The 12,902-nt window shown below is 67.5% G+C and carries 14 protein-coding genes; 6 read left to right on the top strand and 8 right to left on the bottom strand.

The window, feature by feature from the left end:
* Positions 1-6: 6 nt before the first annotated feature.
* Complete coding sequence (locus ACMUOO_RS01905) at positions 7-912, top strand: DMT family transporter (RefSeq protein ID WP_301919048.1); 906 nt, start codon at positions 7-9, stop codon at positions 910-912.
* 9 nt (positions 913-921) lie between these two features.
* On the opposite strand, the gene choV is transcribed toward ACMUOO_RS01905, so the two are convergent.
* From choV to choX, 3 genes are all read right to left on the bottom strand, one after another.
* Complete coding sequence (choV, locus tag ACMUOO_RS01900) at positions 922-1,980, bottom strand: choline ABC transporter ATP-binding protein (RefSeq protein WP_301919047.1); 1,059 nt, start codon at positions 1,978-1,980, stop codon at positions 922-924.
* Positions 1,977-2,834, bottom strand: coding sequence for a choline ABC transporter permease subunit (choW, locus tag ACMUOO_RS01895; RefSeq protein WP_301919046.1), 858 nt, complete (start codon positions 2,832-2,834; stop codon positions 1,977-1,979). The genes choV and choW overlap by 4 nt, the downstream gene beginning before the upstream one ends.
* An 86-nt stretch (positions 2,835-2,920) precedes the next feature.
* On the bottom strand, positions 2,921-3,859 hold the full coding sequence (gene choX / locus ACMUOO_RS01890) for a choline ABC transporter substrate-binding protein (protein WP_301919045.1): 939 nt from the start codon (positions 3,857-3,859) through the stop codon (positions 2,921-2,923).
* A 227-nt stretch (positions 3,860-4,086) separates the two neighbouring features.
* On the opposite strand from choX, the gene betI reads away from it, so the two are divergent.
* From betI to ACMUOO_RS01875, 3 genes are all read left to right on the top strand, one after another.
* On the top strand, positions 4,087-4,662 hold the full coding sequence (betI, locus tag ACMUOO_RS01885) for a choline-responsive transcriptional repressor BetI (RefSeq protein WP_301919044.1): 576 nt from the start codon (positions 4,087-4,089) through the stop codon (positions 4,660-4,662).
* Positions 4,659-6,311: a choline dehydrogenase gene (gene betA / locus ACMUOO_RS01880; RefSeq protein ID WP_301919043.1), complete on the top strand. Its 1,653-nt coding sequence runs from the start codon at positions 4,659-4,661 to the stop codon at positions 6,309-6,311. The genes betI and betA overlap by 4 nt, the downstream gene beginning before the upstream one ends.
* A 68-nt stretch (positions 6,312-6,379) precedes the next feature.
* Positions 6,380-6,907 (top strand): DUF1003 domain-containing protein, encoded by a 528-nt coding sequence (locus ACMUOO_RS01875; RefSeq protein ID WP_301919042.1) that lies wholly within the window; start codon positions 6,380-6,382, stop codon positions 6,905-6,907.
* On the opposite strand, the gene ACMUOO_RS01870 is transcribed toward ACMUOO_RS01875, so the two are convergent.
* Both ACMUOO_RS01870 and ACMUOO_RS01865 read right to left on the bottom strand, forming a co-directional pair.
* Entirely contained in the window at positions 6,904-7,524 is a 621-nt protein-coding gene (locus tag ACMUOO_RS01870; RefSeq protein WP_301919041.1) for an aminotransferase class IV family protein, read from the bottom strand. The two genes, ACMUOO_RS01875 and ACMUOO_RS01870, sit on opposite strands and share 4 nt — an antisense overlap.
* Complete coding sequence (locus tag ACMUOO_RS01865; RefSeq protein WP_301919040.1) at positions 7,488-8,621, bottom strand: aminodeoxychorismate synthase component I; 1,134 nt, start codon at positions 8,619-8,621, stop codon at positions 7,488-7,490. Before ACMUOO_RS01865 ends, ACMUOO_RS01870 begins: the two co-directional genes overlap by 37 nt.
* A gap of 173 nt (positions 8,622-8,794) precedes the next feature.
* Between ACMUOO_RS01865 and ACMUOO_RS01860 the strand changes: the two genes are divergently transcribed.
* Positions 8,795-9,034: a YdcH family protein gene (locus ACMUOO_RS01860; RefSeq protein WP_301919039.1), complete on the top strand. Its 240-nt coding sequence runs from the start codon at positions 8,795-8,797 to the stop codon at positions 9,032-9,034.
* Between the two features lie 3 nt (positions 9,035-9,037).
* On the opposite strand, the gene ACMUOO_RS01855 is transcribed toward ACMUOO_RS01860, so the two are convergent.
* The 3 genes from ACMUOO_RS01855 to ACMUOO_RS01845 form a co-directional block, all read right to left on the bottom strand.
* Positions 9,038-10,432, bottom strand: a complete 1,395-nt coding sequence (locus tag ACMUOO_RS01855) for a helix-turn-helix domain-containing protein (RefSeq protein ID WP_301919038.1) — start codon at positions 10,430-10,432, stop codon at positions 9,038-9,040.
* 88 nt (positions 10,433-10,520) lie between these two features.
* A complete protein-coding gene (locus ACMUOO_RS01850; RefSeq protein ID WP_301919037.1) occupies positions 10,521-11,774 on the bottom strand; it encodes a multidrug effflux MFS transporter in 1,254 nt (417 codons plus the stop codon).
* Between the two features lie 33 nt (positions 11,775-11,807).
* On the bottom strand, positions 11,808-12,161 hold the full coding sequence (locus ACMUOO_RS01845; protein ID WP_301919036.1) for a DMT family protein: 354 nt from the start codon (positions 12,159-12,161) through the stop codon (positions 11,808-11,810).
* A 179-nt stretch (positions 12,162-12,340) separates the two neighbouring features.
* On the opposite strand from ACMUOO_RS01845, the gene ACMUOO_RS01840 reads away from it, so the two are divergent.
* Positions 12,341-12,902 (top strand): carboxyl transferase domain-containing protein (locus ACMUOO_RS01840; protein WP_413854804.1); only part of this gene is annotated, 562 nt, incomplete at its 3' end.

The following is a 12,902-nucleotide window of genomic DNA, read 5'->3' as shown; positions in this document are numbered from 1 at the left end:
GGCGCCATGGCGACGACCGATCAAGACCGCCCGCTCGTCGGGATCCTCTGGATGCTCGCGACGGGACTGGCCTTCGTCGTCGTCACGGGCGTCGTGCGTCATCTCGGGACGGACCTTCCGGCGGCGCAGTCGGCCTTCATCCGCTTCCTCTACGGCCTCGTCTTCCTCATGCCCTCGCTCCTGTCGATTCTGCGCCGCGGATTGCCGGCCGGCGCCTGGCGGCTCGTTCTGGGGCGCGGGGTGCTCCATGTCGTCGCGGTCACGCTCTGGTTCTTCGCGATGGCGCGCATCCCCGTGGCCGAAGTCACGGCCATCGGATACCTCAACCCGATCGTCGTGACGGTCGGCGCCGCACTCATCTTCGGTGAAAGGCTCGCCATGCGGCGGATCGTCGCCATCGCGGTCGCCCTGCTCGGCGCGCTGGTGATCCTGCGGCCGGGGCTGCGCGACGTGGCGCCGGGCCACCTCGCGCAACTCGGCGCCGCCGTGAGCTTCGGGTTATCCTACCTCATCGCCAAGCGGCTCTCGGCGGACCTGCCGGCCGGCGCTCTCGTGGCGCTGCTGTCGCTCACCGTCACGCTGGGGCTGGCGCCGCTCGCGCTGATGGCATGGGTGCCGCCCACGCTTGAACACCTTGCCTGGCTCGGCCTTGTCGCGGCCTTCGCGACCTTCGGCCATTATGCGATGGCGCGGGCATTCGCCGCCGCCCCCCTGACCGTCACGCAGCCGGTGACGTTCCTGCAACTGGTCTGGGCGGCGCTTCTCGGCTGGGTGGTCTTCGGCGAGGCGGTGGATCCCTATGTCCTTCTCGGCGGCGCCATGATCATCGCCGCGATCAGCTACATGACGTGGCGCGAGGCGAAGGCCCGGCGGCGCGCGATCACGCCCGCGCCCGATGCGGCGAAGCTCTGAGCCGGCGCGTTATCCCCGCGGGTCGAGGAGCCGCGCGATCACCGTCTTGCGCGACACCTGGCCCACGACCCTGCCATGGTCGGTGACCTCAAGCGCCCGTGTCTCGTCCTTGAGCCGTGCCATGACCTCCTTGATGGGCGTGTCGATGTCCGCCGTCCCCGCGGTCGGGATCGCGTTCGGCGTCGGCTCCACGGCATCGCGGGCGGTCAAGACGCTCAGAGGGTTCATGTGGTTGACGAAATCGGCCACATAGTCGCTGACCGGGTTGGCAATGATCTCCCGCGCGGTGCCGCATTGGACGATCCGCCCCCCCTCCATCAGCGCGATCCTGTCGCCGAGCTTGAACGCCTCGTCGAGGTCGTGGCTGACGAAGATGATCGTGCGGTGGAGCTTTTCCTGCAGTTCAAGCAGTTCGTCCTGAAGCCGGGTGCGGATGAGCGGATCGAGTGCCGAGAAGGGTTCGTCCATCAAGAGGATCGGCGCATCGGTGACAAAGGCGCGGGCGAGGCCGACGCGCTGTTGCATCCCGCCTGAAAGCTCGCCGACCTTGGCATCGGCACGCTCGAAAAGCCCGACGAGTTTCAGTTGCTCATCGACCTTGGCGCGCATGGCTTCGGGTGTCATCCCCGCCAGTTCCAGCCCCAGCCCGACATTCTCCCGCACCGTCCGCCAGGGCAGGAGGCCGAATTGCTGGAAGACCATCGCCACGCATTCGCGGCGGACCCGCAGGAGGTCCTCCTTCGAGGCGCCACCCACCTCGCAGTTCCAGTCTCCGTCATGGATCGTCACCGACCCGCGGCACACCCTGTTCAGCCCGTTCACCGCCCGCAGGAGCGTCGACTTGCCCGACCCCGACAGGCCCATCAGCACGAGGATCTCACCCTTGGCGACGGTCAGCGAGCAATCGTGGACGCCGAGCACCTGCCCGGTCTCCTTCTGTATTTCGGTGCGGCTCAGGCCCCTGTCCATCAGTGGCAGGGCGCGTTCGGGATGGTCGCCGAAGACGATGTTGACCCTGTCGAACGCGACGGCAATCTCGGGAGCCTGTCCGGCCTTGCGGGAGGTCATCGCGTCGCTCCCTTCCGCAGCATCCGGTCAAGCACGATGGCCACGACCACGATGACAAAGCCGGACTCGAACCCGAGCGCGGTATTGACCGAGTTCAGCGCCCTGACGACCGGAACGCCGAGCCCGTCGGCCCCGACGAGCGCGGCAATGACGACCATCGACAGCGACAGCATGATCGTCTGGTTCAGCCCGGCCATGATCTGGGGGAAGGCATAGGGAAGCTCGGCCTTGAAGAGCACCTGCCGTTTCGTCGCCCCGAACGCGGTCAGCGCCTCGGTCAGGGCCAGCGGCGTGGTCGAGACCCCGAGGTGGGTCAACCGGATCGGCGCAGGCAGTACGAAGATCACCGTGGCGATCAGCCCGGGCACCATGCCGAGCCCGAAGAAGACGATGGCCGGGATCAGGTAGACGAAGGTGGGCAGCGTCTGCATCAGGTCAAGGACCGGCTGCATCGCGGCATAGAGCTTCGGCCGGTGGGCGGCCGCGATGCCGATGGGCACACCAAGCCCCATGCAGACCACGCAGGAGGCGAGGATCAGCGTCAGGCTCTCCATGGTGGGCTTCCAGTAGCCCTGGTTGAGGATGAAGAGAAAGCCCACGAAGACCAGAAGGCAGATCTTCCAGTTGCGCTGGAGATACCAGGTCAGCGCCACCGCCAAGGCGACGATGATCAGGGGATGCGGCGTCTCCAGAAGCCACAGGATGCCGGCGATCAGCCCCTCCATGACCCATGACATGAAGTCGAAGACCGGCTTGAGGTTCGCCTTCATCCAGTCGAAGGCAACCTTTGACACCTTTCCGATCGGAATCTTGTGATCGGCCAGCCAAACGCCTTCGAGCCAGCTCCAGTCCATCGCGTCCCCCTCCCGAGCAGGTCCATGGGGAAAGCGGCAACAGACGGGTCCGTTGCCGCTCTCCGCGTCGCTTCAGCCGCCGAGCGTCAGCCCAGGGCAGCGGTCACAGCCGCCATCGCGTCGCCGCCATCCTTCGTCGTGACGCCGTCGAGCCAGGGCGTCATCGCGTCGGGATTGGCCTTCAGCCATTCCTTCGCCGCCTCCATCGGATCGGAGCCGTCGTTCAGGATCTTGCCCATGATCTCGTTCTCCAACTGGAGCGAGAACTCGAGGTTCTGAAGGAACTTGCCGGTGTTCGGGCACTCCGCCACATAGCCCTTGCGGACGTTCGTCGCCACTTCGGCGCCGCCGAAATTCGGGCCGAAGATGTCGTCGCCACCCGCCAGGTAGCTCATCTTGAAGTTGGCGTTCATCGGGTGCGGTTCCCAGCCGAGGAAGACGATGGGCTTGCCTTCGCCGTCATGCTTGGCAACCTCGGCCAGCATCCCCTGCTCGGAGCTTTCCACGAGCTTGAAGTCGCCGAGCCCGAACGTGTCGGCGGCGATCATGTCGAGGATCAGGCGGTTGCCGTCGTTGCCGGGCTCGATCCCGAATATCTGGCCCTCCAGCGCGTCCTTGTTGGCGTCGATCTTGGAAAAGTCGTCGATCCCCAGCGCCGCGCCCGCCTCGTTGGTCGCCAGCGTGTACTTCGCGCCCGTCAGGTTTGTGCGCACCGTCTCGACCGTGCCCGCCTCGCGGTAGGGGGCGATGTCGGCCTCCATCGTCGGCATCCAGTTGCCGAGGAAGACGTCGATGTCGCCTTCGGCAAGCCCCGTATAGGTCACCGGCACCGAGAGGATCTTGGTCTCGGTCTCGTAGCCGAGCGCCTGCAGGATCGTGCTGGCCACCGCGGTTGTCGCCGTGATGTCGGTCCAGCCGACGTCCGAGAAGACGATCTTGTCGCAGCCGGCCGCATGGGCCGGGGCGGTGACGAGAAGCGCGGCAGTAGCCAGGAGACCCGCGCGCAGGCTGTTGGAGAGGATCATCGTGTTGCTCCCTGTTTTGTTGATTGATGAGTCAATAAACTTGAACTTCCCGCTCTGACGCAAGGAAAATCTTTGTCCCTCCGCCGTTCACCCCGGGACGATGGGTGCGAGCGTAGAGCAAGATTTTCCTCTGGAAAAGGAAGCTTTGGGGCGGCGCGGAAGGTTTTTCTTGATTGACGAGTCAATAAAAGGTCAGCTAGCGATGGGGAAACCGGAAGGATGGGACGATGCCGAAGCTGGGGATGGAACCGATTCGCAAGGCCGCGCTGGTCAAGGCGACGATCACCGAGATCGGTCGCGCCGGGTCTCTCGACGTCACGGTGAGCCAGATCGCCAAGCGCGCCGGCATGTCCTCGGCGCTGGCGCACCACTATTTCGGCTCGAAGGAGCAGATATTCCTCGCCGCGATGCGCCACATCCTGACCCTCTACGGGGCTGAGGTGCGGGGCGCGCTGGCGGCGGCCGAGGGCCCGAAGGGCCGGGTGCAGGCCATCGTGCGGGCCAGCTTTGCCACATCGAGTTTCCGCCGCGAGGTGATCGGAGCCTGGCTCAACTTCTACGTCCTCGCCCAGACCCTGCCCGAGGCACGGCGGCTCCTCGGCGTCTATCAGTGCCGGCTGCAGTCGAACCTCGTCCATTCGCTGCGACCGCTCGTCGGGCTCAGGGCCGAGGCGGTGGCGCGGTCGCTCGGCGCGCTGATCGACGGGGTCTATATTCGCGAGGCGCTGAAGCCGGCCGCGCCGGACAGCGTCGGCGCGGCCGGGACCGTGCTCGATTGTCTGGAACGGGAGCTTGCGGCATGACCGAGGCGGATTACGTCATCATCGGCGCCGGCTCGGCCGGCTGCGCCATGGCCTACCGGCTCGCCGAGGCGGGGCGGAGCGTTCTCGTCATCGAACACGGCGGGTCGGACGCGGGCCCGTTCATCCAGATGCCGGGCGCACTTTCATACCCGATGAACATGGGAATCTACGACTGGGGCTTCCGGACCGAGCCCGAGCCGCACCTGGGCGGGCGGACGCTCGCCACTCCGCGCGGCAAGGTCATCGGCGGGTCCTCCTCGATCAACGGCATGGTTTTCGTGCGCGGCCACGCCAAGGACTTCGACCACTGGGCAGAAAGCGGGGCGGCGGGCTGGTCCTATGCCGACGTCCTGCCCTACTTCCGGCGGATGGAGACCTGGCACGGCGGCGATGCGGGCGAGTTCCGCGGCGCGAACGGCCCGCTCCACGTCACCCGGGGACCACGCCGCAACCCGCTGTTCCATGCCTTCGTCGAGGCGGGCCGGCAGGCCGGCTACGAGGTGACCGACGATTACAACGGCGAGAAGCAGGAAGGTTTCGGCCCGATGGAGGCGACGATCTGGCGCGGCCGGCGCTGGTCGGCGGCGAACGCCTATCTGAAACCCGCGCTGAAGCGGCCGAACTGCCGGGTGATCCGTGCCCTCGCGCGCCGGGTGGTGATCGAGGATGGCCGTGCGGGCGGCGTGGAGGTGGAACGCGGTGGGCAGGTGGAGGTGATCCGCGCCCGCGCCGAGGTCATCCTTGCCGCCTCCTCGATCAACACGCCGAAGCTTCTCATGCTCTCGGGCGTGGGCCCGGCGCGGCATCTGGCCGAGCATGGGGTCGCCGTTGTGGCCGACCGTCCCGGTGTCGGGGCGAATCTCCAGGATCACCTCGAAGTCTACATGCAGTATGCCTCGCAAGAGCCTATTACGCTTTACAAATACTGGAACCTCTGGGGCAAGGCGCTGGTCGGCGCCCAGTGGCTTTTCACCGGCACCGGGCTGGGCGCTTCAAACCAGTTCGAAAGCGCGGCCTTCATCCGGTCGGACAAGGGCATCGACTACCCGGACATCCAGTACCACTTCCTGCCCATCGCCGTGCGCTACGACGGCCGGGCCGTGGCCGAGGGGCACGGCTTCCAGGCCCATGTCGGCCCGATGCGGTCGAAGTCGCGCGGCGCGGTGACGCTGCGTTCGGCCGACCCGAAGGCGGCGCCGGTGATCCGCTTCAACTATATGTCCCATCCCGACGACTGGACGGAGTTCCGCAAGTGTGTGCGGCTGACGCGGGAGATCTTCGCGCAGGAGGCGTTCCGCCCCTTCGTGAAACACGAGATCCAGCCGGGCCAGACGGTGCAGACGGACGACGAGATCGACGCCTTCCTGCGCGAACATGCCGAAAGTGCCTATCACCCCTGCGGCACCGCGAAGATGGGTCGGCGTGACGACCCGATGGCCGTGGTGGGGCCGGACTGCCGGGTGATCGGGGTCGAGGGCCTCAGGGTCGCGGACAGTTCGATCTTCCCGCGCATCACCAACGGCAACCTCAACGCGCCCTCGATCATGGTGGGCGAGAAGGCGGCCGACCATGTGCTGGGCCGGCCCATGCTCGCGCCCGCCAATTCCGAACCCTGGGTCTCGCCCAGATGGAAGTCGGCGCAGCGCTGAGGGTGGCTTCCTGAGCCCGCATCGGCTCGTCTATGCTGCGCCCGGCACGGCGAGGCAGGGGGGCGGTGATGGACGATCGGGTACGGGAACTGGCGATGCGGCTCCTGAGCAAGGGTTATGACGATCTGGCGCCTCGCGAACAGCGGGTGCTGCGCCAGATCGCCGCGAGGACGGCCATCTCGCGCAACATCAACGAGACCTTTCGCGGCGAGCTGAGCTTTGGCGACCGGGTCGCGGACCGTGTCGCGGCCTTCGGCGGCTCGTGGAGCTTCATCGTCCTCTTCGGCGTGGTGATCCTCGGCTGGGTCGTGGCGAATGTCTGGCTCTTGACCCGACCCGCCGATCCCTATCCCTTCGTCTTTCTCAACCTCGTCCTGTCGATGGTCGCGGCGCTTCAGGCGCCGGTCATCATGATGTCGCAGAACCGTCAGGCCGCGAAGGACCGGATCGCCGCGGCGCATGACTACGAGGTCAACCTGAAGGCGGAGCTTGAGATCATGAGCCTGCACGAGAAGGTGGACGACATCAGGATGCGCCAGCTCGAGACGCTTTTCGCCCGGCTCGAAGGCAAGATCGACCGCCTTGCCGGGCGCTAGAAGGCGGCGCCGATCAGCCCGCGCAGCGAATTGCCCATCCAGAGCCGGGCGCGCGGCAGGTCGGCCTCGGCCAGGACCGCCTCGCGCGCCTGGCCCGACGCGATCAGCTCGCCCCGCAGAACCCCCGGCAGGCACCCGCTCGTCAGGGGCGGCGTCATCAGCCCCTCGCCGAGATCGAAGAAGAGGTTGGTGATGGTGCCTTCGCAGAACTCGCCGCGGGTGTTGAGGAACACCGCCTCGTCCACCCCCTCGGGCAAGGCGGCGCGGGTCCGGTCGTAAAGGCCGCGCTCCGTCGTCTTGTGGCGCAGGCGCAGGTCGTCGGGATCAAGCCGCTCGGCCGCGCGCATCAGGCGCCATCCCGCCGGGTTCGGTGTCAGCGGCGCGGCGGTCATCTCGACATCTCCCACCCGGCCGACGGTCAGGCGGATGCGCAGCGGCGCGGGGTCGGTGACGGTCGCCAGCACCTGGTCGACCGCGGCCTCGTCCCAGTCGAAGCCAAGCTCCGCCGCCGAGGCGCGGGCGCGGGCGAGGTGCGCCGCGATCCGGCGGAACGCGGTCCCGTCCCAGCCGAAGGTCTCGATCAGTCGCGTCCCAGCGCGGCAAAACGGGCTTTCCACAGCGCTTCCTCATATTCGCCCTCGGGCGTCGAATCGGCGACGATGCCGCCGCCGACGCCGAAGCTGGCGGTTCCGTCGTCCGCAAGGGTCAGGGTGCGGATCGCCACGTTGAAGGCGGAACTGCCGTCCGGGCCGAGCCAGCCGATCGATCCGCAATAGGCGCCGCGGGGCGTGGGTTCCAGTTCGCGGATGATCTCCATCGCCCGTATCTTCGGCGCGCCGGTGACCGAGCCGCACGGGAAGAGCGCGCGGAGAAGCGCGGAGGGCTGCGTTCCGGGGCGGAGCCGGCCCGTCACGCGGCTGACCATCTGATGCACGGTGACATAGCTCTCCACTGTGTAAAGTTCGGGCACCCGTACCGATCCGACGGCGCAGACGCGCGAGATGTCGTTGCGGAGAAGATCAACGATCATGAGGTTTTCCGCCCTGTTCTTCACGCTTTGCTGAAGCTCCAGCCGCAGCGCCGCGTCGTGGGCGGGGTTCGAGGCGCGGGGCGCGGTTCCCTTCATCGGCCGGGTCTCGATCACTCCGTCCGCGTTTGTGGAGAAGAAGAGTTCGGGGGAGCGCGAGACGAGCACAGGACAGTCGGGCAGGGCGACAAGCGCGCCGTGTCCCACCGGCTGGCGGGCCCGAAGGGCGCCGTAGAGGCCAAGCGGCGTGCCTGCAAAGGCGGCGCGCATCTGCATCGTGAGGTTCGTCTGGTAGATGTCGCCGGCCCCGATGTAGTCGAGAACGCGGGCCATCGCTGCCGCGTGTTCCGCAGCGCTCCAGTCGGGCGTCGCGGGCGAAAGACGCGCCCCGGCCGCCTCGGCCCCGGCCCGTGCGAGGACGGCCCCGGCGGCGAGGGGGCTGCCGTAGAGCCCGAAGGCGAGAAGCGGCAGGGAGCGCCGGGAGGGCATCAGTCCGGCGAGCCGGGGTTCGAGCGCATATCCCGTCTCGTAGCTGAGGAACCCGGCGGCCCAGAGGCCAGCGGCGCGGGCGGCATCGAGCGCGGCGAGCGCCGGGGCAACCTCTTCGGCCGTCTCCGCCCGGATGATCCGGCCGGGGGCGTCGAAAAGTGCGGGCCCGCCACCGGGGCCGTTCTCGATCAGGATCATGGGGTGCGCCCGAGGTATCGTGCAGCCGCACATAGGACGGCGCCACGCCCGCGGCAATCCTGCGCACGCCGCTTTTCGTCCCGTTCGCGCCTTTGCCCTTCCGGTTTGACCGAGGTCAAAGTATGCGGCGTCCGGCTGCGCCAGACATGGCCGACAATAGAAAGGACTGCGAAATGTCGAATACACCGCACGAACTGCACGAGGAGTTCCCGGCCGAGGCTGCGAAGATCCACGCGCTCAAGGTCTCCAACGCGCATTTCGCCCGGCTGGCCGAGGAATATCACGAGTTGAACCGCCAGGTGCACCGCGCCGAGTCCGGGGTCGAGCCCGTCGATCAGTTCGCCGAAGTCGAAATGCGCAAGAAGCGGGCGGCGCTGAAGGACGAGATCTTCCGGATGATCCAGGCGGCGTGAGGCTCAGCCGATCTCGTAGGGCAAGAGCCCGCGCCGGTTGGGATCGACCCTGAGCTTGCGTTCGAGCGGCGGGACGGAGCGCTGGTGGCACTCCGTCCGGTCGCAGATGCGGCAGGAAATTCCGATCGCCTCGAAGGCGCGGGCGTTGGTCACGTCGAGGTCGTCGGCATAGACGAGGTCCCTGGCGTGGCTGACCTCGCAGCCAAGCCCGATGGCGTAGCGGCGGACGGGTGCCTGGAATGACCCCCCCGGCTTCGAGATGTCGCGCGCGAGGCTAAGGTAGCGAACGCCGTCGGGCGTCTCGGCGAGCTGGCGCAGGAAGCGTCCGGGCGTCTCGAAGGCCTGATGGACGTTCCACAAGGGGCATGCGCCGCCGAAGCGCGCGAACTGGAGCCGCGTGGCCGAATGGCGCTTGGTGATCGTTCCGGCCTGATCGACGCGGACGAAGAAGAAGGGAATGCCCTTCATCCCCGGCCGCTGCAGGGTCGAGAGCCGGTGCGCCACCTGCTCGATCGAGGCACCGAAGCGGTCGGCGAGGCGTTCGAGATCGTGCCGTGTCTCCTGCGCCGCCGCCAGGAAGGCGCGGTAGGGCAGCATCGCGGCGCCTGCGAAGTAGTTCGCAAGCCCGATCTTAGCGATGGACCGCGCCGCTTCCGACTGGAAGCGGGCGAGGTCGAGGGTCGCCTCGATCAGGTCGCGCTGGGTCAAGAGCGCGACCTGGTGCAGTAGCTGGAAGCGCTGCGTCGGCCCGCTGGTGCGGGTGGAGAGCGTCAGCACCTTTCCGGCAAGCGAACGGACCTCCTCCGTGTCGGAAAGTCTGAGCGTGATGCCCTGTGCCGAAAGGGCGGCGCGCGCGGGCTTCGACACATCCGTCAGCGTCCCGTCCGGGGAGGCAAACCGCTCTGCCGCACGGTCCACGGCGTCGAGGTAATTGTCGCAATAGTGAAAGAAGTCGCGCACCTCCTCCCAGGGCGACGCGCGGCTTCCGCCGCCCTCGCGCCCGAGCGCCTCGTCCAGCGAAGCGAGGCGTTCGTGGTTCTGCCGGTAGGCGCGGTGCAGTTCGAGGAAGGCGCGGGCAAGCACCGGCGCGTTCGAGGCGGCGAGACGAAGATCGGCGAGCGGCGGCATCGTGTCGGCGAAGACCGGGTCCGCGAGCGCCTCGCGCATGTCGGAGACGAGCCGTTCGGCATCGCCGGCCGAAAGCTCCGTCACGTCGAGGCCGAATTCCCCCGCCAGCGCCAGGACGACGGCAGCCGAGACCGGACGGTGGTTGTTCTCCATCTGGTTGAGATAGGGGAGGGAGACGCCGAGCTTGGTGGCGAAGGCCTTCTGGGTCAGGCCGAGCCGCGCGCGCGTCTCGCGCAGCTTCGCGCCGGCGTAGAGTTTCTGGGTGGCCATCGCCCCGGGCTCCGCAGCTTTGCGAAGCGAAGGGTAGTCTTTGCAAAGCCGGCTGCCAAGCCCCGTGCCATGGTCCGTGCCGAGCCGCTCAGAGGCCGAGCCGGCGGGCGCGGCGGATGACGAGCAGGATGGAAGCGACGGCGGCAACGGCACAGGCGAACATCAGCACCGCGAGCGGTGCGGCGCCGCCGCCGAGGCCGAGCGCCCAGCCGGCGGCGGCCGAGATCGCCGCGCCCCCGCCGATCATGATCGCGCCGCCGAGGCCCGAGGCCGTGCCGGCAAGCCCCGGCCGGACCGAAAGCATTCCCGCGTTCGCGCCGGGCAGCGCCATGCCGTTGCCGAGGCCGACCGAGACGACGAGTCCGAAGAACGTGTTGGCTCCGGCGAGTCCGGCGAGGGACAGCGCCACGAGAAGGCCCATGCAGACTGCCGTCAGCAGCGTGCCCAGCAGGATCATTCTGTCGATGCCGATCCGGATCGAATAGCGCCCGGCCAGGTAGTTGCCCAGGGCATACCCGACCGCCGGCGCCCCGAGGTAAAGGCCGAGCCGGCCGGGAGAGAGCTGGAAGACCTCGCTGCCGACAAAGGGGGCGCCGCCGAGGTAGGCGAAGAACGCGCCCGAGGCAAAGGCGGCGGAGAGGCTGTAGCCCCAGAACCGTCGCGACGTGAGAAGCTCGGGGTACTGGCGCATCTGGTCGGCGAAGCGCGTGCGATGGCCTGCCGCGGTTTCGCCGAGGTCGGCCCAGATCATCCAGAGGACGGCGACGCCGAGTCCGAAGAGCGCAAGGAAGTTCGCCTGCCATCCGAAAGCCCCGTCGAGGATGCCCCCGATCATCGGCCCGACCATCGGCACGAAGGCCATGCCCATCGTGACGTAGCCGATCATCGAGGCAGCCTCGTTGGCCGGCACCATGTCGCGGATGACCGCGCGGCTCAGCACCATGCCGGCCGCGACCACCGCCTGCATCATGCGGAAGGCGAGGAAGACGCCGACAGTCGGGGCGAAAAGCGTACCCGCCGTCGCGATGAGGAACAAAACGACGGACCAGAGAAGGACGGGCCGACGCCCGAACCGGTCCGAAATCGGCCCGATGACGATCTGCAGGCCGGCGCTGACGCCCAGGTAGAGCGAGACGGAAAGCTGCATCAGCCGGTAGTCGGTGGCGAACCAGTCGGTCATCGCCGGCAACGACGGCAGGAAGATGTTCATGGCCAGCGCCGAGAGTCCCGTGACCGCGACAAGCGTCGCGACGTGCGGGGCTGTGGAGCGGTCGAGAAAGCGGGCGACGGGGCGCGAGGTGGTCATGGCCGAGGCGTAGCGGGCGGAGTGGCGGCTGTCCATGCCCGGAGCGCACAGACGGCTGTGCGGGCCCTCTCAGGCCCAGGGCTGGAAGACGAAGAAGGCGCCCGCCGCGATCAGCGCAAAGCCCACCGCATGGTTCCAGCCGAGCCCCTCGCCGAGCCAGGTTGCCGAGAAGACGGCGAAGACGACAAGCGTGATGACCTCCTGAATGGTCTTCAACTCCGCCGCGGAGAAATGCCCGTGGCCGATGCGGTTTGCGGGCACCTGCAGGAGGTATTCGAAGAAGGCGATACCCCAGCTCACGAGGATGACGACGAGAAGGGGCGTCGTCTTGAACTTGAGATGGCCGTACCAGGCGAAGGTCATGAAGACGTTTGAGGCCAGAAGCAGGCCGATCGTGACCAGGGGAACGGGAATACGGTCCATGATGCCTCGCGCGGTTTTCCGACGCTATAGCCCGCGACGGGCGGCGCGGGAAGTCCGGTAATTTTGCACATTTGCAATTAACTGTCGCACCCTTGCGAAAATGTTGCAAATATCCGGAAATCCGCTTTGACCGGCCGGTGTCAGGGGATAGGGTGCGCCATCGCCTTGAGGGGGACCCGATGAAGGACATTCTCGAACAACTCGAAGCCCGCCGTGCCGCCGCCCGCGCCGGCGGCGGGCAGCGCCGGATCGACGCCCAGCACGCCCGTGGCAAGCTGACCGCGCGCGAGCGGATCGAGCTTCTCCTCGACGAGGGCAGCTTCGAGGAATTCGACATGTTCGTCGCCCACCGCTGCACCGACTTCGGCATGGAGGACGACCGGCCCGCGGGTGACGGCGTCGTGACCGGCTGGGGCACGATCAACGGCCGCATGATCTATGTTTTCAGCCAGGATTTCACCGTCTTCGGCGGCTCGCTTTCCGAGACACACGCCCAGAAGATCTGCAAGATCATGGATATGGCGATGCAGAACGGCGCGCCGGTGATCGGGCTGAACGATTCCGGCGGCGCCCGCATCCAGGAGGGCGTGGCGAGCCTTGCCGGCTATGCCGACGTGTTCCAGCGCAACATCATGGCCTCGGGCGTCGTGCCGCAGATTTCGGTCATCATGGGGCCTTGTGCGGGCGGCGCGGTCTATTCGCCGGCGATGACCGACTTCATCTTCATGGTGAAGGACACGT

This window comes from Albidovulum sp. (genome assembly GCF_041919395.1).
Classification (GTDB): domain Bacteria; phylum Pseudomonadota; class Alphaproteobacteria; order Rhodobacterales; family Rhodobacteraceae; genus Albidovulum.
This window is presented reverse-complemented; position numbering and strand designations above follow the sequence as displayed.

What these genes read in the sequence shown, in the direction of transcription:
- ACMUOO_RS01905 (WP_301919048.1), top strand. Translation starts at nt 7, where the DNA reads ATGGCGACGACCGATCAAGACCGCCCGCTCGTCGGGATCCTCTGGATG.
- choV (WP_301919047.1), bottom strand. Translation starts at nt 1,980, where the DNA reads ATGACCTCCCGCAAGGCCGGACAGGCTCCCGAGATTGCCGTCGCGTTC.
- choW (WP_301919046.1), bottom strand. Translation starts at nt 2,834, where the DNA reads ATGGACTGGAGCTGGCTCGAAGGCGTTTGGCTGGCCGATCACAAGATT.
- choX (WP_301919045.1), bottom strand. Translation starts at nt 3,859, where the DNA reads ATGATCCTCTCCAACAGCCTGCGCGCGGGTCTCCTGGCTACTGCCGCG.
- betI (WP_301919044.1), top strand. Translation starts at nt 4,087, where the DNA reads ATGCCGAAGCTGGGGATGGAACCGATTCGCAAGGCCGCGCTGGTCAAG.
- betA (WP_301919043.1), top strand. Translation starts at nt 4,659, where the DNA reads ATGACCGAGGCGGATTACGTCATCATCGGCGCCGGCTCGGCCGGCTGC.
- ACMUOO_RS01875 (WP_301919042.1), top strand. Translation starts at nt 6,380, where the DNA reads ATGGACGATCGGGTACGGGAACTGGCGATGCGGCTCCTGAGCAAGGGT.
- ACMUOO_RS01865 (WP_301919040.1), bottom strand. Translation starts at nt 8,621, where the DNA reads ATGATCCTGATCGAGAACGGCCCCGGTGGCGGGCCCGCACTTTTCGAC.
- ACMUOO_RS01860 (WP_301919039.1), top strand. Translation starts at nt 8,795, where the DNA reads ATGTCGAATACACCGCACGAACTGCACGAGGAGTTCCCGGCCGAGGCT.
- ACMUOO_RS01855 (WP_301919038.1), bottom strand. Translation starts at nt 10,432, where the DNA reads ATGGCCACCCAGAAACTCTACGCCGGCGCGAAGCTGCGCGAGACGCGC.
- ACMUOO_RS01850 (WP_301919037.1), bottom strand. Translation starts at nt 11,774, where the DNA reads ATGGACAGCCGCCACTCCGCCCGCTACGCCTCGGCCATGACCACCTCG.
- ACMUOO_RS01845 (WP_301919036.1), bottom strand. Translation starts at nt 12,161, where the DNA reads ATGGACCGTATTCCCGTTCCCCTGGTCACGATCGGCCTGCTTCTGGCC.